Source organism: Dickeya chrysanthemi NCPPB 402, from assembly GCF_000406105.1.
Classification (GTDB): domain Bacteria; phylum Pseudomonadota; class Gammaproteobacteria; order Enterobacterales; family Enterobacteriaceae; genus Dickeya; species Dickeya chrysanthemi.
In genome coordinates this window covers 854,277-875,472 of sequence record NZ_CM001974.1, presented here as the reverse complement: position 1 = coordinate 875,472, position 21,196 = coordinate 854,277, and the positions used below count along the sequence as shown (strand labels likewise).

At 55.8% G+C, this 21,196-nt stretch carries 17 protein-coding genes; 8 read left to right on the top strand and 9 right to left on the bottom strand.

Features of this window, described 5'->3' with window-relative positions; genetic code table 11:
- Positions 1–283 precede the first annotated feature (283 nt).
- The 4 genes from garD (at position 284) to DCH402_RS03915 (ending at position 5,352) form a co-directional block, all read left to right on the top strand.
- Positions 284–1,873, top strand: a complete 1,590-nt coding sequence (gene garD, locus DCH402_RS03930) for a galactarate dehydratase (protein ID WP_411431450.1) — start codon at positions 284–286, stop codon at positions 1,871–1,873.
- Between the two features lie 675 nt (positions 1,874–2,548).
- Positions 2,549–4,084 (top strand): methyl-accepting chemotaxis protein, encoded by a 1,536-nt coding sequence (locus DCH402_RS03925; RefSeq protein WP_039999829.1) that lies wholly within the window; start codon positions 2,549–2,551, stop codon positions 4,082–4,084.
- Positions 4,085–4,243: 159 nt separating this feature from the next.
- Entirely contained in the window at positions 4,244–4,576 is a 333-nt protein-coding gene (locus DCH402_RS03920; RefSeq protein WP_039999828.1) for a FlxA-like family protein, read from the top strand.
- A gap of 416 nt (positions 4,577–4,992) precedes the next feature.
- Positions 4,993–5,352: a FlxA-like family protein gene (locus DCH402_RS03915; protein WP_039999826.1), complete on the top strand. Its 360-nt coding sequence runs from the start codon at positions 4,993–4,995 to the stop codon at positions 5,350–5,352.
- A gap of 222 nt (positions 5,353–5,574) precedes the next feature.
- Here DCH402_RS03915 and DCH402_RS03910 read toward each other — a convergent pair whose 3' ends face one another.
- The 5 genes from DCH402_RS03910 to DCH402_RS03890 form a co-directional block, all read right to left on the bottom strand.
- Positions 5,575–5,790 carry a DUF3820 family protein gene (locus tag DCH402_RS03910; protein ID WP_039999824.1) on the bottom strand — a complete coding sequence of 72 codons (216 nt, stop codon included), beginning with the start codon at positions 5,788–5,790 and terminating at the stop codon, positions 5,575–5,577.
- Positions 5,791–5,796: 6 nt separating this feature from the next.
- Positions 5,797–7,848 carry an NAD-dependent DNA ligase LigA gene (gene ligA / locus DCH402_RS03905; RefSeq protein WP_050583256.1) on the bottom strand — a complete coding sequence of 684 codons (2,052 nt, stop codon included), beginning with the start codon at positions 7,846–7,848 and terminating at the stop codon, positions 5,797–5,799.
- Positions 7,849–7,859: 11 nt separating this feature from the next.
- Positions 7,860–9,287: a bifunctional D-glycero-beta-D-manno-heptose-7-phosphate kinase/D-glycero-beta-D-manno-heptose 1-phosphate adenylyltransferase HldE gene (hldE, locus tag DCH402_RS03900; protein ID WP_039999823.1), complete on the bottom strand. Its 1,428-nt coding sequence runs from the start codon at positions 9,285–9,287 to the stop codon at positions 7,860–7,862.
- A 146-nt stretch (positions 9,288–9,433) separates the two neighbouring features.
- Entirely contained in the window at positions 9,434–12,283 is a 2,850-nt protein-coding gene (glnE, locus tag DCH402_RS03895; RefSeq protein WP_039999821.1) for a bifunctional [glutamate--ammonia ligase]-adenylyl-L-tyrosine phosphorylase/[glutamate--ammonia-ligase] adenylyltransferase, read from the bottom strand.
- Between the two features lie 100 nt (positions 12,284–12,383).
- Positions 12,384–13,715 (bottom strand): CYTH domain-containing protein, encoded by a 1,332-nt coding sequence (locus tag DCH402_RS03890; RefSeq protein WP_039999819.1) that lies wholly within the window; start codon positions 13,713–13,715, stop codon positions 12,384–12,386.
- 289 nt (positions 13,716–14,004) lie between these two features.
- Between DCH402_RS03890 and DCH402_RS03885 the strand changes: the two genes are divergently transcribed.
- Together DCH402_RS03885 and DCH402_RS03880 are read left to right on the top strand one after the other, a co-directional pair.
- Positions 14,005–14,625 carry a TIGR04211 family SH3 domain-containing protein gene (locus DCH402_RS03885; protein WP_039999818.1) on the top strand — a complete coding sequence of 207 codons (621 nt, stop codon included), beginning with the start codon at positions 14,005–14,007 and terminating at the stop codon, positions 14,623–14,625.
- Positions 14,626–14,758: 133 nt separating this feature from the next.
- Positions 14,759–16,006, top strand: coding sequence for a multifunctional CCA addition/repair protein (locus DCH402_RS03880; RefSeq protein WP_039999816.1), 1,248 nt, complete (start codon positions 14,759–14,761; stop codon positions 16,004–16,006).
- A 59-nt stretch (positions 16,007–16,065) separates the two neighbouring features.
- Here DCH402_RS03880 and bacA read toward each other — a convergent pair whose 3' ends face one another.
- Complete coding sequence (gene bacA, locus DCH402_RS03875; RefSeq protein ID WP_039999814.1) at positions 16,066–16,887, bottom strand: undecaprenyl-diphosphate phosphatase; 822 nt, start codon at positions 16,885–16,887, stop codon at positions 16,066–16,068.
- Between the two features lie 172 nt (positions 16,888–17,059).
- Complete coding sequence (folB, locus tag DCH402_RS03870) at positions 17,060–17,422, bottom strand: bifunctional dihydroneopterin aldolase/7,8-dihydroneopterin epimerase (protein WP_039999813.1); 363 nt, start codon at positions 17,420–17,422, stop codon at positions 17,060–17,062.
- 107 nt (positions 17,423–17,529) lie between these two features.
- Between folB and plsY the strand changes: the two genes are divergently transcribed.
- Positions 17,530–18,171 (top strand): glycerol-3-phosphate 1-O-acyltransferase PlsY, encoded by a 642-nt coding sequence (gene plsY / locus DCH402_RS03865; RefSeq protein WP_039999811.1) that lies wholly within the window; start codon positions 17,530–17,532, stop codon positions 18,169–18,171.
- A 62-nt stretch (positions 18,172–18,233) separates the two neighbouring features.
- On the opposite strand, the gene DCH402_RS03860 is transcribed toward plsY, so the two are convergent.
- Positions 18,234–19,862 (bottom strand): methyl-accepting chemotaxis protein, encoded by a 1,629-nt coding sequence (locus tag DCH402_RS03860; protein WP_039999810.1) that lies wholly within the window; start codon positions 19,860–19,862, stop codon positions 18,234–18,236.
- A 305-nt stretch (positions 19,863–20,167) separates the two neighbouring features.
- On the opposite strand from DCH402_RS03860, the gene ppa reads away from it, so the two are divergent.
- The gene (gene ppa, locus DCH402_RS03855) at positions 20,168–20,698 is read left to right on the top strand and encodes an inorganic diphosphatase (RefSeq protein ID WP_039999809.1); all 531 of its coding nucleotides are present in this window, start codon (positions 20,168–20,170) and stop codon (positions 20,696–20,698) included.
- Between the two features lie 133 nt (positions 20,699–20,831).
- On the opposite strand, the gene DCH402_RS03850 is transcribed toward ppa, so the two are convergent.
- Complete coding sequence (locus DCH402_RS03850) at positions 20,832–21,194, bottom strand: gamma-glutamylcyclotransferase family protein (RefSeq protein WP_039999807.1); 363 nt, start codon at positions 21,192–21,194, stop codon at positions 20,832–20,834.
- Positions 21,195–21,196: the final 2 nt, after the last annotated feature.

Below are 21,196 nucleotides of genomic sequence, written 5' to 3'. Positions count from 1 at the left end.
GTAACGCGGCGACGCAGTGAATCCCCGGGAGCTTACATCAGTAAGTGACTGGGGTGAGCGACAAATCTGCCGGGAGCAGATTTGAACGCAGCTCGCTGCGGTCCTGAAAGGGCGAGGCCCAAGGATGGGCCGAGTAATAAAGCCAACGAACCTGCAACTTGAAGTATGACGGGTATATAACTTTAACCAGCGTTAATTACCCTACATCATTCGAGTTTCAGCAAAGCGGCGACGAGTAATAAAGCCAACGCTTCTGCAACCTGAGCTATGACGGGTATAACATATGAAGGTTAGCGCCATGTCAGATAATACAATAACGAGTGTGGCCAGTGAGCGGCCGCTTTATATCAAGGTCCATGAGTCTGACAATGTTGCCATTGTCGTCAACAATAACGGCCTGAAAGCCGGTACTCGATTCAGTTGCGGTCTGGAACTGAAAGAGCATGTGCCACAGGGCCACAAGGTCGCATTAAGCGATATCGCTCTTGGTGCGCCGATCGTACGTTACGGTGAAATCATCGGTTACGCACTCAGGGAGATCGCTCGCGGCAGTTGGATCGACGAATCGCTGGTGGAATTACCCAGCGCGCCGGCACTGGAGACGCTACCGCTGGCAACCCGGGTTCCGCCGGCATTGCCGCCGCTGGAAGGTTTTACCTTCGAAGGCTACCGCAATCCGGATGGTAGCGTCGGCACCAAAAACCTGCTCGGCATCACCACCAGCGTGCACTGTGTTGCCGGTGTGGTGGATTATGTCGTCAGCCTGATAGAACGCGACCTGTTGCCTCGCTACCCCAACGTAGACGGCGTCGTGGCGCTGAACCATCTTTATGGCTGTGGCGTGGCGATCAATGCTCCGGCGGCGGTCGTGCCGATCCGCACCATCCACAATCTGGCGTTAAACCCGAATTTCGGCGGCGAAGTGCTGGTAGTCGGCCTTGGTTGCGAAAAACTTCAGCCGGAACGCCTGCTGCAAGGCACACCTGACGTACAAGCCATTTCGCTCGATGATACCAGCATTGTGCGTTTGCAAGATGAACACCATGTCGGATTCAAATCGATGGTGGACGATATCCTGAGCATGGCGGACAAACATCTGCAACGCCTCAACCGCCGTCAGCGTGAAACAGTACCGGCGTCTGAGCTGGTCGTCGGCATGCAGTGCGGCGGCAGTGACGCCTTTTCCGGCGTGACCGCCAACCCGGCGGTAGGATTCGCTTCCGACTTGTTGGTACGCTGCGGCGCCACAGTGATGTTTTCCGAAGTCACCGAAGTCCGCGACGCCATCCATTTACTGACGCCGCGCGCCATTAATGAAGACGTCGGTAAACGTCTGCTGGAAGAGATGGCCTGGTATGACGATTATCTGGACAGCGGCAAGACCGATCGCAGCGCCAACCCGTCGCCCGGCAACAAAAAAGGCGGCCTGGCCAACGTGGTGGAAAAAGCGTTGGGCTCCATCGCCAAATCCGGCACCAGCGCGATTGTTGAAGTGCTGTCGCCCGGTCAGCGCCCGACCAAACGCGGTTTGATTTATGCGGCCACTCCGGCCAGCGACTTTGTGTGCGGCACTCAGCAGTTGGCTTCCGGCATCACGGTGCAGGTATTTACCACCGGGCGCGGTACGCCTTACGGGTTGAAAGCCGTGCCGGTTATCAAAATGGCGACGCGTTCGGCGTTGGCGGAACGCTGGCATGACCTGATGGACATCAATGCCGGCACCATCGCCACCGGCGAAGCCAGTATTGAGGATGTGGGCTGGGAGTTATTCCACTTTATTTTGGATATCGCCAGTGGTAAGAAAAAAACCTGGTCTGATCAATGGGGCCTGCATAACGCCCTGTCGGTGTTTAACCCGGCGCCGGTTACCTGATTGATTACCACATTAATCGCCTGATTCGTCATCGGATGTTTCATCCGATGACGAACATGTTAAATACGCTGCCCGCCATTACGTACAAAATCATTTGATTTACCACTCACACAACTTATTTTCAAAAGAAAATAACCCAGAATTCTTTTCATTACCGATCATTAGAACCTCTTAATAAGAGACCCTGTTTTCTTTTATTTAAAAAGCACCTTTTTCATTACTTATGTTAATGGAATGTTTTTGTTGTAATGACAATTTTAATAAAAAATCGAGCAATATCTAATAAAGTTAAACCGGATAAAAAAATTGCTGTTCAAAAAATGATTTGATTGACAATTCAAAGAGTCAAAGCATAAATTCCTCCCTACAAAAAAGGAATAATATTACTTAGGGATGCTTTATCATTTTAAGCGCCCTTTTTTCGTATCTTTATCGCCGTGACATACCCTAAATAATGGAAAGGCGCTCACGTGCCGCACGTTAGCCCTTCTATACCCAAAATAATTCGAGTTGCAGGAAGGCGGCAAGAGAGTGAATCCCGATGAGCTTACTCAGGTAAGTGATTCGGGTGAACGAACGCAGCCAACGCACCTGCGACTTGAAGTATGACGGGTATATATCTCACGGCATATTACTGACACATGGCATGACTGACACATAGCATCGGGATTTCTAATGAGGGTTAATACACCTATTACACAACAGGAATACCTGTTGGATGACAACACGACATTAATGTCGACCACAGATGTTAAAAGCCACATCACTTACGCCAATTCGGCGTTTATCCATATCAGTGGGTTTGATGAACACGAACTGATGGGCACATCGCATAATATTGTGCGCCATCCTGATATGCCCACCGAAGCGTTCGCCGATATGTGGTACACCCTGCAACAAGGAGACAGTTGGACAGGGCTGGTAAAAAACCGCCGCAAGAACGGCGATCACTACTGGGTTCGCGCCAACGTCACACCGGTTTATCATCACAATCGGCTGACCGGCTATATTTCGGTTCGCAATACCCCCAAGGCGGAAGAAATTCGTGCCGCCGAACCGCTGTATGAAGCGGTACAGAAAAAGCAGGCGCGCCATATCCGGTTTTATAAAGGGCTGGTGGTCCGCACCGGGCCCTTCTCGGTATTATCGTTATTTCAGCGCTTATCGGTACGCTGGCGGTTACGGCTGGCGGTACTGCTTGGCGGGCTGATGCCTCTGGCCCTCACTTTATTGGGCATCGGTACAATACCGTCTATTATCGCAACGCTGCTGCTCATGGTGATGCTGGACCAATTTCTGCAACAGCAAATCGCGCGTCCGTTGCGTTTGATTCTCCGTCAGGCACAACAAGTCGTGTCCGGCCGTCGGGCGGACGGTGTCCATCTCAACCGGGTAGACGACATCGGTCTGTTACTGCGGGTCGTCAACCAATTCGGTTTAAATCTGCATTCATTGGTCAACGATGTCAGTACGCAGGTGGCGGGTATCAACAGCGTCAGTCAGCAACTGGCCGACGGCAACGGCGACCTGAGCGCGCGTACCGAGGAAACCGCCGCCAATTTGCAGCAAACGGCGGCGGCTATCGAACAGATTACGGTAGCGGTACACCAAAGCGCCGAGACCGCGACTCAGGCGACGCTGATGGCGCAAAATGCCAGTCATACCGCCCGTAAAGGCGGCGATATCATGGCCGAAGCCGTGGGTATGATGGAGGCTATTTCAAATGCCAGCCGCAAAATCGTCGACATCATCGGCGTCATCGACAGTATTGCTTTTCAGACCAACATTCTGGCGCTGAATGCGGCGGTAGAAGCCGCGCGCGCCGGCGTAGAAGGACGCGGTTTTGCGGTTGTGGCGGCGGAAGTTCGCAATCTGGCACAGCATTCCGCTTCCGCCGCGCGCGAAATCAAGACATTGATCGATGCCAACATGGCCAGCGTTGAAACCGGTAGCGCATTGGTGGATAACGCCGGGCTGCATATTCAGGACATTATCAATGATGTGCAGCAGGTCGCCGCTATGATAGGCGAGATCAGCAACGCCACCCGAGAACAAACTGAAGCGTTAACACTGATCAATGGTTCCATCGCCCAGATCGAGCAGATGACCGCCGGCAACACCAGCATGGTCGATCAGTCAGCCGAATTCGCTACCAGCCTCAGCCAACAGGCGCTGCGATTAACCGATGCAATTAATGTCTACGGGAAATGATGTCAGGCATAAAGATACAATTCTTTACCTCTGCATCCTGCGCAAAGAGTAGCCAGAGCTGACTTTTTGGTTAATACTTACTCATAGAATCGCGCCAGGTGCCGATAATAGAGATAGCAGGGACATCCCCCTGCAAAGACGACCTAATCAGGAGGATGTATGCTGAGTCCAATTACCAGCTCTGCGTTTGCAGTGATGCCGGTGCCAGCATCCACCAGCGTCGAAACCAATACTGAGCAAAAGGTTTCCGATCGTAATCTGCAAAACCTGAAAGCCGCCGAGACATCGGGCGAAAGTACCAAAAAACAGCAGGAAACGACGATTAACGGGCAACAACAGTCAATGCAGGCTCAGATTGTTGTGATGCAAGGCCAGATTGCACAGTTGCAAAGCCAGCCGGTGCCGCCACCGCAGGAAAGCAAACCGATGGTCAGGCCGGTTGAAGGCGTTAATCGCCCTTCTGCCGAACATGCGATCGATATTTATATCTGATCGGTCTGCCAGAGAAATGACATAACCCAGCCCGCTGCCAACCCAGCGGGTTTTGCTTTTCTGGCAAGTGGTGAATTCTCAACAAGTTGGATAAGTGATTGGGATGAGAGACAAATCAGCATTTACTAATGTGAATGTCGCCGACAGCAGCCTGTCGGGCAAAGCGCAATGATGAATATGAAACTTGATGCATGAGGGTCTATACCTATCAAGTCACGGCACAACGCGTTTATCTGTGCTCAGCGCCCACCAGGCCGGAGAGTACCAGCTAATGGTCGGTCGCTCAGTTAGTTTCAACATGTTATTATCAAGACGAATTGATCCAGGCTTTGTCAAGAAAGTGAAAAGCCAATAAGGCTATCGCAGTGTGATGCCGATAACAGTGTAGCTATTATGGCTATTCTCAGGAGGAATTTATGGCAGGCTCTATCGGCTCAGCAGCAGCCGTCTCTGCATCATCGGGCAGCAGCAGTAGCGCCAGTATTGATCAGCAGATTTCCCAGTTAAACAAGCAAATTCAATCGCTGACCAAACAAGCGACCAAGCTGACTCAACAAATGATGGAAGCAAAAACGGATGAAGAGCGCCAGTTGCTTCAGCAACAACAAAAGATGATTCAGGCGCAAATCCAGCAGATTCAAGCACAAATCCAGCAGTTGCAGCAGCAAAAATCACAGCAGAATCAGTTGTCGGAAGTCTCTGCCACTCAGTCGACCCCGCCTCAGGAAGGCGTCAACGCGCCGACGGATGAAAACAGCGTCAATATTTACATCTAATCCTGTATCCGGCTGATTATCGCCTGGCATGAACGAAAGCATCATTTATCATTCTGATTAATGATGCTTTTTTTTTCAGGAAACACGTCCGGCGGGTAACGCGAATGATTGAGGCCAGAGACGCCGGCGAGCAGGAAACCGTGCGGTCACCGGACATCAGCGCTTGCCCGGCAACGAACCAAAACTCGCACCAAAACGACAGTATGCGCAGATGACAAGGGATCAGGAGCGGCGCAGAGGCTTAACCAATCCTTGTAGCCCTTCCATCTTGATCGTAAGCGTAATCTGCATCAACTCGCCTAACCGCCCTGCCGGAAATTCGCCCTTGCGGGCGAACCATAAAAGATACTCTTCCGGCAAATCAATGAGCATACGGCCTTTATATTTGCCGAACGGCATCGGCGTATTGGCGATTGCCAGCAGATCCTCTTTTTCCATACGGCTTCACCCCAGCAGACGCATCATCTCCGCTTCATCAATGACGTCAATACCCAGTTCCTGCGCTTTGGTCAGCTTGGAGCCGGCAGCTTCGCCGGCGATGACCAGATCGGTTTTCTTCGACACGCTGCCGCTGACCTTCGCTCCCAGCGCGGTAAGACGATCTTTGGCTTCATCACGGGACAACAGACTCAGCGAGCCCGTCAATACCACGGTTTTACCGGCAAACGGGCTCGTTAACGCCTCAACATTCACCACCACCGGATCCGGCCAGTGAAGACCGACATCATCGCCGATCAATTCCTGAATCACCTGCTGATTATGCGCCTCATCAAGAAAGTTGCGCACATGCGTCGCTACCACGATGCCGACATCCTGCACCTGCTGCAAAGCGTCCAGATCGGCGGCCTGCAACGCTTCCAGCGTACCGAAATGTGCCGCCAGATTTGCAGCCGTCGCCTCTCCCACGTCACGAATACCTAACGCGTACAGGAAACGGGCAAACGTGGTGGATTTGGCTTTGTTCAGCGCATTCACCAGGTTCTGTGCCGACTTCGGCCCCATGCGCTCCAACCGGGTAAGAATGCCGATATCCAGACGAAACAGATCCGCCGGCGTCTTGACGTACTCTTTTTCTACCAACTGGTCGATAATTTTATCGCCCATGCCTTCCACATCCAACGCGCGACGTGAAACAAAGTGCTTCAGCGCTTCTTTACGTTGTGCGGCGCAGAACAGGCCACCGGTACAACGGGCGACAGCTTCGCCTTCCACACGCTCCACATCAGAGCCACACACCGGGCAATGAGTAGGAAATACCACCGGTCGGGCATCTGCCGGACGTTCAGACAGCACCACGCTTACGATCTGCGGGATGACGTCACCCGCGCGGCGTACCGCGACCTGGTCGCCGATCTGCACCCCCAGGCGTTCGATTTCATCAGCATTGTGCAGCGTGGCATTGCTGACCACCACCCCGGCGACGGCTACCGGCTCCAGTCGCGCCACCGGCGTAATCGCACCGGTACGGCCGACCTGAAACTCAACGTCTCGCAGCCAGGTCAGTTGCTCTTGTGCCGGAAACTTGAATGCCACCGCCCAGCGCGGCGCACGCGCCACAAAGCCCAGCCGTTCCTGCAAGGTCAGTTCGTTGACCTTGATCACCACGCCATCGATGTCGAACCCCAGCGCCCCGCGTTCCTGCTCTACCTGACGGTAGAAATCCAACACCGCGTCACTGCCGGTACACAAACGAATGCGATCGCTGACCGGCAGCCCCCAATCACGGAATTGCATTAAACGCAACCAGTGGGTATCCGGCAGGGCTCCGCCTTCCACCAACCCAACGCCGTAACACAGGAAGGTCAACGGGCGAGTGGCGGTAATGCGCGGATCCAACTGACGCAATGAACCCGCCGCCGCATTGCGTGGGTTGGCGAACACTTTACCGCCGGCGCGGCGCGCTTCCTCATTCAGGGCCTCAAAACCCTTATGCTTCATGAACACTTCGCCGCGCACTTCCAGCCGCTGCGGGATATTATCGCCGTGTAAACGCAACGGAATCGCGCCGATGGTGCGAATGTTGGCGGTGATATTTTCTCCCGTCGCCCCATCGCCGCGGGTCGCGGCGCGTACCAGCACACCGTTCTCATACAGCAGGCTGACCGCCAATCCATCAAGCTTCAACTCGCAGCAAAACGTCAGTTCGCCATCGTGTTTCAACCGGTCATTGATGCGCTTGCTGAACGCCAGAAAACTGGTTTCGTCAAAGACGTTATCCAACGACAGCATCGGCACTTCATGCGCGACCGTATCAAACGCATCCAGCGGCGCGGCGCCGACCCGTTGAGTCGGCGAATCCGGCGTCACCCGTTCAGGATGCGCCTGTTCCAGCACTTTCAGCGCATTCATCAGCTTGTCGTATTCCGCGTCAGGAATTTCCGGCGCATCTTCGACGTGATATTTGTACTCGTGATAGCGCAATTGAGCGCGCAGCGCTTCAATCTGCACCGATACAGTAGAGATATCGTTAGCAGGCTTCGACTCTTTTTCCAGCATAAGCGCGCCCGTCAGTCTCTGGCCTTGATAGTGTTGATAATATTGGTGGTCGAGCAACCGTCTTCAAAGTTTAGCACCCGCACGTCACCGCCATTGGCCCAGACTTCTTTGCTGCCGGCGATATCTTCCGGCTTGTAATCGCCGCCTTTCACCAGAATATCCGGCAGAACCTCACTGATCAGGCGCTGCGGCGTATCTTCCTCAAACGCTACCACCCAATCCACCGCCTCCAGCGCACCCAGTACGATCATCCGCTGCGTCAGCGGGTTAACCGGGCGGCTCGGCCCTTTCAGACGTTTGGTAGAGTCATCACTGTTCACCGCCACGATCAGGCGATCGCCGAGGCGGCGCGCATTCGCCAGATAGGAAACGTGCCCGGCGTGCAAAATATCAAAGCACCCGTTGGTCATCACCACCGTTTCGCCACGCTGGCGCGCCAGCGCCACCGCGTCTTTCAACTGCGCTTCGGTCATCACGCCAAAACCGGTATCGGCACGGCCACGAATGGCATTTTCCAGTTCGATCGGCGTGACTGTAGAGGTCCCCAGTTTGCCGACCACCACGCCAGCCGCCGCGTTAGCCAGGAAGCAGGCTTCTTCGAGCGGTTTGCCCGCCGCCAGCGCCGCCGCCAGTACGCCAATCACGGTATCGCCCGCACCGGTCACGTCATACACTTCTTGCGCCTGCGTCGGCAGATGTAACGGCGCTTTACCCGGTTGCAGTAATGTCATCCCCTGCTCAGAACGGGTCACCAGCAACGCAGACAGATCCAGCTCCTCCAGCAGTTTCATGCCGCGGTCCACCAGATCGTTTTCGTCTTTACAGCGCCCGGCCACCGCTTCGAATTCAGACAGGTTCGGCGTCAGCAGCGTCGCGCCGCGATAACGGTTGAAATCAGTGCCTTTCGGGTCGATCAACACCGGTACGCCGGCGGCTCTGGCGGTCTGGATCATGCTCTGTACATGCACCAGCGCCCCTTTGGCGTAGTCGGACAGCACCAGCGCGCCGATGTTCGGCAATGCCTGCTGGATGCGTTCGATCATCGGCTGCGGATCCACGCTATCGAACCCTTCTTCAAAGTCGAGGCGGATCAGTTGCTGATTACGCGACAACACGCGCAGTTTGGTAATCGTCGGATGGGTCGGCACGGAGACGAAGTCGCATTTAACGTTCACTTCGTTCAATTTGGCGCTCAGGGCGCGGGCGGCATCATCGATACCGGTCAACCCCACCAAACGCGACCCCGCGCCCAGCGCGGCAATGTTCATCGCCACGTTAGCCGCGCCGCCGGGACGTTCTTCGATGGTATCCACTTTAACCACCGGCACTGGCGCTTCCGGCGAAATACGGCTGGTCGGGCCGTACCAGTAGCGGTCCAGCATTACGTCACCCACAACCAGAACACCGGCGTGGCGAAAATCAGGTAGCGTTACTTTCATTCCCTGGCTCCAAAACAGATTCATTTTTAACGCGCGCTATACTATCACATTCAACTACCACACCATCACATGCCACACCATCACACTCAACGACCACACTCACCGGGTAGCCTCGCGCGCCACAACGCCGTTTGACGCCGTTCGCCTCACTCCAGCCACGTTTTCCAGCTCTGTAGCACCTGTTGGCGCTCGGCGGTGAAGCTATCCTGTCCGACCCGGCCGGGCAGTTCCTGCAACGCCAGGTGGTGAATTTCATCGCGCAGGGTGATGTAGGCCAGTCGCAACGCATCGGCTTCGGCTTCGTCCATCACGCCGTGACGAGCCAGCAGTTCCAGAATACGCACGTTATCGGACCAACGCGTTAATCGCGGCTCCTGTGAGGAATAACGCAGCACCAGATATTGCGTGATGAATTCGATATCGGTGATACCGCCGGCATCCGCTTTAATATCAAACCCTTCGTCCTTGCCGGCGTGATGCCGACGCATCTTTTCCCGCATTTCCCGCACTTCGGTGCGCAATGCGTCGCCGTCGCGCTCACGGCATAAAATTCGCTGGCGGATCTGCTCGAACTGCTGCTGTATGGCAGGCTCGCCATACACAATCCGGGCACGAACCAGTGCCTGATGCTCCCAGGTCCAGGCTTCATTACACTGATAATCCTCAAACGCCGCCACAGTGCTTACCAGCATCCCCGCCGCACCCGATGGCCTTAAACGGGCATCGACCTCGTACAAAATGCCGGACGAAGTACGGGTACTGAACAGGTGCATCACCCGCTGGGCCAGCCGCAAATAGAACTGGCGGCCATCAATACTCCGCTCGCCATCGGTCATTACGTTATCCGGGCAATCAATCAGGAACACCAGATCAAGGTCAGAGCTGTAACCCAGCTCCCAGCCGCCCAGTTTGCCGTATCCCACGACCGCGAATCCCCGTCCGGACTGGGCATGCAGATGAGCAGGCTGGCCGTAACGCACCACCATCTGGTTCCACGCCTGCTGCACCACCGCGGCGATAATGGCCTCCGCCAGATAGGTTAAGTGATCACTCACTTTCATCACCGGTAGCGCGCCGACGATATCTGCGGCGGCAATACGCAGATGCTGCGCCTGTTTAAACTGACGCAATGCTTCCAGTTGCTGCTCTTCATCGTCCGTCGGCACCCGCATCAGGTATTGACGCAGTTCATCGGCGTAAGCCTCCAGCGCGATGGGTTGGTACAGACTGGCGGGATCCAGCAGCTCATCCAGCAGCAGCGGGTAACGCGCCAACTGGCTGGCAATCATCGGCGATACGGCACACAGTCGGATCAACTGCGTCAACGCCGCACGCGACTCCAGTAACAACTCCAGATAGGTGGTACGGGTCACGATGCCCAGCAACAGCGGCGTCAAACGCGCCACGATAATATCGGCATTGGCATAACCACAGGCTTGCGCCAGCAAGGTCGGCATTAACTGATCGAGCACGTCACGCCCGCGAGGCCCGATGGTGCGACGGGATAAATCAGCACGAAAGTCGGCAACCCGAGTCAGTAAGCGCTCACCGATATCAGTGGTCAGTTGCGGCGATAACGCCAACAAATCCGCGCTTTCAAGTCCATCCTGCCACAGGCTACTGTAATGGCTGTGCTCCGGGGTTTCACTGCCGTCCGGCGCGTCATCACCAATCAATTCATGAAATACCGCGCGAACCGCCTGCATCTGCTGATGTAAGCGTTCACTCAGTTGCAGCCAGTCGTTACAACCCATCCCCCACGCCAATCGCGCCTGATTAAGCGAATCTTCCGGCAGGGTTTGCGTTTGCTCGTCGGCAATCGACTGCAGCAAGTTCTCCAGACGACGCAAAAACAGATAGGCCTCGCGTAACTGAGTGGCCTGCACCGGGGTTAATAACCCTAATTCTCCCACCTGCTCCAACGTCGGCAACAGAGAACGCCCCTGTAACGCCGGCTCCCGGCCACCGCGAATCAGTTGGAATACCTGGGTAATAAATTCCACTTCGCGGATGCCGCCCGCCCCCAACTTAATATTGTTGCGCAGGTCGCGTCGTCGTACTTCACGGGCAATCATGCTCTTCATGTTGCGCAGCGATTGGATCACACTAAAGTCGATATAGCGACGAAACACGAACGGTCGCAGCATACGGATCAGTTCCTGGCTGTAATGATCGTCATCCCCGCCCATCAGCCTGGCTTTCACCATCGCATAACGTTCCCAGTCGCGCCCCTGCTCCTGATAGTAATCTTCCAGCGCGGCGAAACTCATTACCAGCGGGCCGCTGTCGCCAAATGGCCGCAGCCGCATATCAACCCGATACACAAAACCGTCGACCGTCGGTTGATCCAATGCCTTGATCAGCCGCTGGCCGAGACGGGTGAAAAACTGGGCGTTATCCAGTTCACGACGGCCGCCGCGGGTCTGGCCGTTTTCCGGATAGGCGAAAATCAGGTCGATATCCGAGGAAAAGTTGAGCTCGCCGCCGCCCAGTTTGCCCATTCCCAAAATCAGCAACGGCTGTGGTTCGCCCGCGGCATTGCACGGCGTGCCCCATTCGCGACAGCAAGCGTCATACAACCACTGGCGAGCGGCGACGATCAGCGCCTCTGCCAATACGCTCAACTGTTGCAAGGTTTCGTCGGCGGTACTGCGCTGCAACCATTGCCCCCAGGCAATACGTGTCAGAATACGGCGTCGGAACAGGCGCAGCGCTTTCATTAACCCCGCCTCATCGCTGACGCCGCTTAACGCTTGCGATAACCAATCCGCATAGTGCCGCCACTCTTCCGGCAAAGGCGGCTGCCGGGCTATCTCCTGTCGCCAGTCCGGGTAACGCATCAGCGACTCGCTGACAAATTCGCTGCAGGCCAGTACCGCGGCGGCGTCATCGGCCGTCGGCGTTGGGTCGGCGCTCAATAAGCGCTCCCTTTCCCGGCGTGCCTGTTCGGCAAGGGCTTCAGAGAGCGGAAATAACGATGCGGAATGACAGGTCATGGCGATATCCTTGCACAGCTGCCTGTCAGGCAGCTTCAATGGGGTTGAACCGGGGAGCGGCGCCATCGACAGCCAGTCCCCGACGAGCGATGCTCCGGGCTTACTGGCCGCTGTGCAGCCAGAACGGCGACCGGGCGAGCGCCTGCTTGCGGCATGTCTCCAGCGCATTAGGCACTACCTGGCCGATGGACAGCGCCTCAATCAGTTGCATCAGTTCTCGCCACTGTTGCAGATAACGCGCGGCCTCCTCTTGCGGATAGCTTCCCCCCAGCAGCAAAAAGGTATACACGCCTCGCTGCAAACGCGGTAATTGCTGGGTGTAATGCAGCGCATCCAACGCATGACTGAATACCGCTTTGAGTTCAGCCAAACCTCGGCTCATCATGATGTCGGCAAAGCGTTTCCAGGAACTTTGCAACCGCATCAGCTCACGGTTGTCCATATAGCCGCGCCAGCCTCGTTTGACCAACCACGAGGTCAGAATCAGTTTCCCCTTCAGGTAATCGACGCTATAGCAGAGCGTATCCGCCGTTTCCGTACGCTCTATCGCTTCTTCAAGGTGGGTCAGCGCCGCACGAAACTCTGCGGTCACTTTACGGGGCAACACGCCGCCTGCCAGCACCAGCAGTTCCCGCATCATGGCGCCTGCCTCCAGCAACGCCGGGCGTGCGGCGGCATTGCCACGAGCCCAGAGTTCCTCATGATATTGCCAATGGCTGAATGCATGCTCCAGCCCGGCGGCAATACCCTGCTCAAGGGTGATTTTCGGCTGTACGGGCAGGAAACCCAGCTCGCGACAGACTCGTTCCGGGTTGCCTTTCGCCAGGTGGTAGCCGCGAGCGGCTTTACTTAAGCCGCCTTGCCGTAAACCGCCGATGTCGGCCAGTTCACTGGCGAACGCCAGCAGATCCTCGGTGCGGCCATTTTTCAGTTCCAGCTCCAGCTCACACAGCGGCTCGACAAGCTCGCCGGCATGGATCTTACCCTGATCCACCGCGATCTCGATCAAGCTCTGATGGTAAGACACAACCCAGGACTCACGCTGAAAATCAGTACTAAACAGCGGCGACAGCGCCTGAGCCAACGCCGCCACATCACAATCTTCCGGCCAAATTTCCGACGGCATCAGGCGAATATCTAACTGCGGCCCCGGCAAATCCACGTTGTATTCCGGGTGCTGGTGCAGCCCGCCCACCACTTTTCCTGCGGTTTTCACCGTCATTTCATAGCGGCCGTTTTCACCCCGAATACGTAGCCCAATGTCATGCTGGCGCAAGTACCCATCCGCCGTTTCGTAATAACTATTCACCAGTTGGCGGGTGTGCAGATGGTTGCTATGCCCCACATCGCTCTGCCAGTTTTTCAGCCCTTGTCTGAGCGCGGCCGTCGCATCAGGGTGAATAATAAATTTTAATTCGATCTCTTCGCTCATAGTCTTGCACTACCCGAATATTGCTGAAATGTCGCCAGTAAATAACATTTTATCGCAGGTTGCCACTTTTGCGGCATGGCGCTCGCACACCCTGCGAAGGCGCTCGCAAAGCCGGTGCAACTGTTGTGCATTCGCAGCCGGTTGCCACCGACAACTCATGGATGACGCCTCCTGAGTCAGTGCCCATCAGGATAGGTTCTAAGACTGTTCCCATTCAGGTTTGCCAACGGCATCGTCAGACTGGGCCCGCTAACTGCATAACCCCTGCGAGCTTAATATATTGAATATGATGAACAAATTATCTTTTTTTCTCGTCGCCATACTGGGCTTGTCCGCTGCGCTGAGCCTGCATGCGGAAGAAAAACGCTATATCTCCGATGAACTTGTCACCTACACCCGCAGCGGGCCCGGCAATCAATACCGTATCGCCGGCACGCTGAACGCCGGCGAAGCCGTCACACTTCTCAGCGTCAACGACAGTGCCGGGTATGCCCAAATTCGTGATGATAAAGACCGAACCAGTTGGATCCCGCTCGATCAACTCAGCCCCACGCCCAGCCTGAAAACCCGTGTGCCGGAACTGGAAAATCAGGTAAAGACCCTGACCGATAAACTCAACGGCGTTGATCAGGAATGGAATCGGCGCACAACCGATCTGCGCCAGAAAGTTGCCGCCAACGACAGTGCACTCGCGGCGTTACAACAAGAAAATCAAACGCTGAAAACCCAATTGGATGTCGCACAGAAAAAGCTGGAGGTAGCCAACCTGCAACTGGACGACAAGCAGCGCGCGCTGATCATGCAGTGGTTTATGTACGGCGGCGGCGTAGCGGGCGCTGGTCTGGTACTGGGATTGCTGCTGCCGCACCTGCTGCCCCGACGCAAAAAGAACGACCGCTGGATGGGGTAACCCCAGAATACCGGCTGGTCGTACACGGATGCCGCGGTCTTCAAGATAGCGTTCAGGATTGTGTTCCCGAGGATGTTCATCAACAATAAACGAAATTATCGTTATCGACACAGTCTACTATCGGGAGCCGGGTTTGAAGATTTACCTTGTAGGGGGCGCAGTGCGTGATGGTCTGTTGGGCAGGCCGGTTACCGAACGCGATTGGGTCGTGGTCGGCGCTACGCCGGAGATGCTGTTGCAGCAAGGTTACCAGCAGGTTGGGCGGGATTTCCCGGTATTCCTGCATCCGCAGACCAAAGAGGAATATGCGCTGGCTCGTACCGAACGCAAGTCCGGCAACGGCTACACCGGATTTACCTGCCGGGCCACGCCGGACATTACACTGGAAGACGATCTACAACGACGCGATCTGACCATCAATGCCATCGCCCAGGATGAAGATGGGCGGTTGATAGACCCGTACGGCGGTCGGCACGATTTACAAAACCGCCTGCTGCGTCATGTCTCAGAGGCGTTCAGCGAAGACCCGTTGCGTGTGCTGCGAGTTGCGCGTTTCGCCGCCCGCTACGCCCACCTTGGTTTTCAGATTGCCGAAGAAACATTGCATCTGATGCAAACCATGACCCGCGACGGTGAGCTGGATTTCCTGACGCCGGAGCGTGTCTGGAAAGAGACGGAAAAAGCCCTCGACACGCAAAATCCCCAGGTCTACTTTCAGGTGCTGCGTGATTGCGGTGCGCTGGCTATCCTGTTCCCTGAGGTCGATCGGCTTTACGGCGTACCGGCTCCCGCCACCTGGCACCCGGAAATCGACACCGGCATCCATACCATGATGAGCCTGGCGATGGCCGCCCGCCTCAGCCCGGCGCTCGACGTCCGCTTCGCGACGCTGTGCCATGATCTCGGTAAAGGGCTAACGCCACCGGAACTGTGGCCGCGTCATCACGGTCACGGCGCCGCAGGCGTGCCGCTGGTGGAAGCATTATGCCAACGCTTGCGCGTACCGAATGCCTTGCGCGACCTGGCCTGTCTGGTCGCTGAATACCATGACCTGATCCACACCGTGCAGATGCTGCAAGCGAAAACCCTGCTTAAACTGTTTGATGCCATTGACGTCTGGCGCAAACCCCAGCGGCTGGAGCAATTGATCCTTGCCAGCGAAGCCGATGCGCGTGGACGAGCCGGGCTGGAGCAACAACCCTATCCACAAGGAGACTATCTGCGCGAAGCCTTTGCCGTCGTCAGCCGGATAACCAGCGCTGAAGTAGTGGCAGCCGGATTCCGGCACGCCGCGATCAGGGAAGAGTTGCAGCGCCGCCGACATGTCGCGTTGGACGAGTGGAAAACCCGGCGATCCGAAGCCGCCGGGCCATGCTCATGACGTCATTATCGTTGGGATGCCTCATCGTCGGGATGCATCGTTCGACGCATCCCGGCGGATTACATCAACACCAGCCACACGACGGCGGCTACGATAAAACGGTAAATAGCGAAGGGCACGAACGAAACGCGCTTGATCAAGTGCAGGAAGGTTTTGATCGCAATCATCGCCACGACAAACGCGGTCACAAAACCGGTGGCAAACATCGGCAGGTCAGACAACGACAGGAAATGCCAGCTTTTATACAAATCCAGCCCGCTCGCCCCCAGCATAATCGGCACCGCCAGGATAAAGGAGAATTCGGAGGCGGCGTAACGGTTAACGCCGACCAACATCCCGCCGGAAATGGTGGCACCGGAACGTGAGAACCCCGGCCACAGCGCCAGACATTGAAAACAGCCAATCAGGAACGCCTGCAGATAACTGATGTCATCCAGCCCTTCCGCTTTCGGTTTTTTCGGCTTGCACCACTCCGCCAACAACAACAACAGGCCGCCGGCCACCAGCGCGTACGTGACGGTGACCGGATTGAACAGCGATTTGATGGTGTCATGCAACACCAACCCCAGCACGACGGCAGGGATCATCGCCAGAATAATGTGCGCCAACGTCAGATGGCCTTTACCGCGCCCTTCATGCTGCGGTGGCTGACCGAAATGGATGCCAATCAGTCCGAACATCCGCCGCCAGAACACCACAACTACCGCCAGAATCGACCCTAACTGAATAATGACCTCAAACGTCTTGGCCGTGTCTCCCTCAAACCCCAGCCAATGACCGACGATAATCATATGCCCGGTGGACGACACCGGTAGAAATTCGGTGAACCCTTCAACCACCCCAAGAATGAACGCCACCAGCAACGAATGCAGATCCGCCATCGACCGTTAACTCCCTACCTGCCACATAAAAAAGCGGCCTTGCTACCCGCAAGCCGCAACGTATAAAGCACATCGAATGATGCCTTGTTAAAGGCACAACTTAACATAGAGATATTATCTTTTGATTACCTTAAGAAGGGTCTGTGTTTACGCCGTAATAACCGCCGCCCACTCATACCGACGGGCGAACGCCGCGCTCGATTATCACTCCCACGCTGCGCGCCTGCGCCACCGCGCCGGGTTTGCTGACTTTCAGCCGCAGCCAGGGAATGTTAAAGCGTTGCATCAGCCTGGCGGCGACCTCTTCCGCTACCCGCTCAACCAGTGCAAAACGGCCGCCGGCAACCAGCTCAATCACCGCGTCGCTGACATCGGCATAGCTCAGGCAATCCGTTACGTCATCGCTGGCCGCCGCCGGGCGGTTATCCCAGGCCATTTCGATATCGAACACCAATTTCTGCTGGATGGTCTGTTCCCAGTCATACACACCGATGGTAGTGATTACACTGAGCTGTTCAATAAACACGATGTCCATCACGTCATCCCTTGTTTTTGCCGCTGCCGGATACCACTTCCGGCCGAAAGTGCGTATTATCCACAGATGTTGAACCTAAAACGACCTTTATTGAACGGAAGCCGTTTATGAGTGTTATCGCGCCTGGAATGATTCTCGTCGCGTATCTGTGTGGCTCGATCTCCAGTGCGATCCTGATTTGCCGTATCGCTGGCTTGCCCGATCCGCGCGAACACGGTTCCGGCAACCCCGGCGCCACCAACGTGCTGCGCATCGGCGGTAAAACAGCCGCCGTCGGCGTATTGATTTTCGATATTCTCAAGGGAATGCTGCCGGTGTGGGGTGCTTACGCGCTGGGCAGTTCTCCGCTGTATCTCGGCCTGACGGCCATCGCCGCTTGTCTCGGGCATATCTACCCGATATTTTTTCATTTTCGCGGCGGCAAAGGGGTCGCGACTGCATTTGGCGCTATCGCGCCCATCGGCTGGGACCTGACCGGCTTGATGACCGGCACCTGGCTGCTGACCGTGCTGTTGAGCGGTTATTCATCGCTGGGGGCGATTGTCAGCGCACTGATCGCGCCGTTTTACGTCTGGTGGTTCAAACCGCAATTCACCTTTCCGGTAGCGATGCTCTCGTGTCTTATCCTGATGCGTCATCACGATAATATTCAGCGTCTGTGGCGTGGTCAGGAAGGCAAAATCTGGAAAAAGCTGCGTCGTAAACACCATTCGGCGGATACCCCGTCGGACAAGCAGGATGCCTCCTGACGATGTAACAGAAGCGGCCTGATGGCCGCTTCTGTTTTCTCACTTTTCTCACTGATTTCGACTTAATTATATGCGCCTTGAGAGCCGATGCTTGCAGGCCGGACCTGGTAGCGCCCCAACGCTGTCAGCGTCTGTTGCTCAAGCCGGAATTGCGCCACGCTGGCAGCCAGCTCGCGCGCCTGCTCTTCCAGCGATCGGGTGGCTGCCGCCGACTCCTCCACCAGAGAGGCGTTTTGTTGCGCCACAGAATCCATCTGCGATACCGCCAGATTGACCTGCTCAATGCCGTTGCTTTGTTCACGGGTCGCGGTCGAGATTTCACGCATCAGCGTCGTCATCTGTGATACCGCCGACGCCACATCACTCATGGTTTCCCCGGCAATACGCGCAATATCCGTACCTTCGTTGACCTGGGTTTGCGAATCCTGCATCAGCACCTTGATTTCCCTGGCCGACTGAGCGCTACGCTGCGCCAGATTACGCACCTCACCGGCTACGACGGCAAAGCCGCGTCCTTGCTCTCCGGCGCGCGCGGCTTCTACCGCCGCATTCAGCGCCAGAATATTGGTCTGAAAAGCGATGCCGTCGATCATTGCCAGAATATCCGCCACTCGAGCCGCCGTAGCGGAAATCATCTGCATTTTACGCAACATCTGTTCGACAGCTGCGCTGCCTTTACTTGCGATATCAGACACCTGCTGTGTCAGCAGATATGCCTGATCGGCGCTGTCGGCGTTCAACTTCACGGTAGACGCCAACTGCTCCATACTGGCGGCGGTCTGCTCCAGCGAGGCTGCCGACTCTTCGGTTCGTTCTGCCAGATGGCTATTACCGGAGGCCAGCTCACGGGTGCCGACGTCGATCTGGCCGCCGGCATCACGTACTCGTCCCACTGCAACAGCGAGGGATTGTTGCATGGATTTCATCGCCCGGATCAGTCGGCCGATTTCATTATTGCCGCCTTCTTCGATCGTGCAGGACAGATCGCCCTGTGCAATCACTTCGAGCTGCCGCACCGCGCCGTCCAGCGGGCGCAGAATCACCTGTCGGATCCCCCACCATGCCAGCCCGGCCAGCAGTAACGCCACAACAAACGCCATCCCCATTACCCATAGTCGGCTATAAGCCAGCTCGTCGGCCTGCAATAACAGGGTTTCTCCCACTTCCAGCGCAAAATCGCGGAAATCGCCGATGGTTGCATCCATATTGATGCTCAGCGCGGGCAGGGTATCCTGCATCAGGGAATAATATTCATCCAGATTGTCTTGTCTTAGCGCGGTGATCATCGGCGTCATGCCCTGACGGTCATAGGCGTCGTAGGCGACTTTGATATGTTCGGCCAGTTCAGCGCCGCGTTTAGTTACGGTGCCGTACGCCAAAAAGCGCGCCATCTCCCGACGCGATACACTGGCATAATTCTCGACACGCCCGGCCGTTTCCTTGGCTTTGTCGATCAAGCCGATCTCATGCAATCTGACGGCTTGCGCCGCCGCCGTTCGGGCACGTAACGTAGCGGTATAACTCGACGACAACGCGCTCAGTTCCTTCCCCTGAATTTTGTCTATCGATAACAGTGAACGGTTCCCCTGGCTGATTGCGCTGGTGCCGATGCCAACCACCGCCGCCAACAGCACCAGCATGATACCGACCAATGCCAACAGGCCATGCTTGACCGTAATGCTCTTTAGCATCCGTACTCTCCCTTGTGATTCAACATGATAAAAAAACAACCAATAAATAAGCTGGCGCTGCTCTGATACGACGTACCATGCCGATACGTCGCTGGCTGCGCCGGGTGACAGGATTCAGGACTCACACTTATCGGAACGCCGCGAATGAATCTTCAATTAGATTAATTATTTAATTTCCATTAATTAGGAGTGTGGGAATCTGCCGTCGCCTGCGGCCACGGTACGCCTAAAAAACCACGACTTTCGTCATCAGTTGGCTATAATGAGCGCCACTCCATTCTGGTTTGAATAAGAAGGAAACCGACATGAGTTTGAATAGCGTACCGGCGGGTAAAGACCTGCCGGAAGATATCTATGTAGTGATCGAAATCCCGGCCAACGCTGATCCGATCAAGTACGAAGTGGACAAAGAAACCGGCGCCCTGTTCGTAGACCGTTTCATGTCTACCGCCATGTTCTATCCGTGCAACTACGGCTACATCAACCACACACTGTCACTGGACGGTGACCCGGTTGACGTGCTGGTGCCGACGCCGTACCCGCTGCAGCCGGGCTCCGTGATCCGCTGCCGTCCGGTTGGCGTACTGAAAATGACCGACGAATCTGGCGAAGATGCCAAAGTGGTTGCGGTGCCGCACACCAAGCTGAGCAAAGAGTACGACCACATTAAAGACGTGAACGACCTGCCGGAGCTGCTGCGCGCCCAGATCGGCCATTTCTTCGAGCACTACAAAGATCTGGAAAAAGGCAAGTGGGTCAAAGTGGATGGCTGGGCTGATGTCGCTGCGGCGAAAGCCGAGATCCTGTCTTCTTTCGAACGCGCCAAAAATAAATAAAAGCCGCCCTGCCGATGGCCGTTAACGTTGAATCGGCAGGCTCAAGACGGCCACCGTCACCCGCTCTCTGAGAGCGAATTGACCGGTGACGGACAGCAAAAAACACCGCCGCCGGCGGTGTTTTTTTACTGTTTTACTGTTCATCGTGACCATCCTGACGCTTTAACCAGTCTCCACTGGTAATGCGACGCAGACCGGTGACCGGGCGTTGATACAGGTAAATCCAGGCACTGCCATAAGGTGTTGCAATTAGCTCACGCTTATAAGCCCCTACGCTGCCTTCTCGTTTTAGTTCATCCAATTCCGCCAGAATCGATGAGCTGATACGGTAGACCTCGCAGTGAATCTCTCCTTCGCCTGCTACTGCCGCAGGGTAGTGGCCCAAATCGTACAGCTCATAACCTTCAAGCTGGTGGTCCCCTAACCACTGCGCATTGGTCATCCAATGACTGTTTCCCTGTTTGCGCCGTAAACTGCCGTAGACAATAACTCGCATGG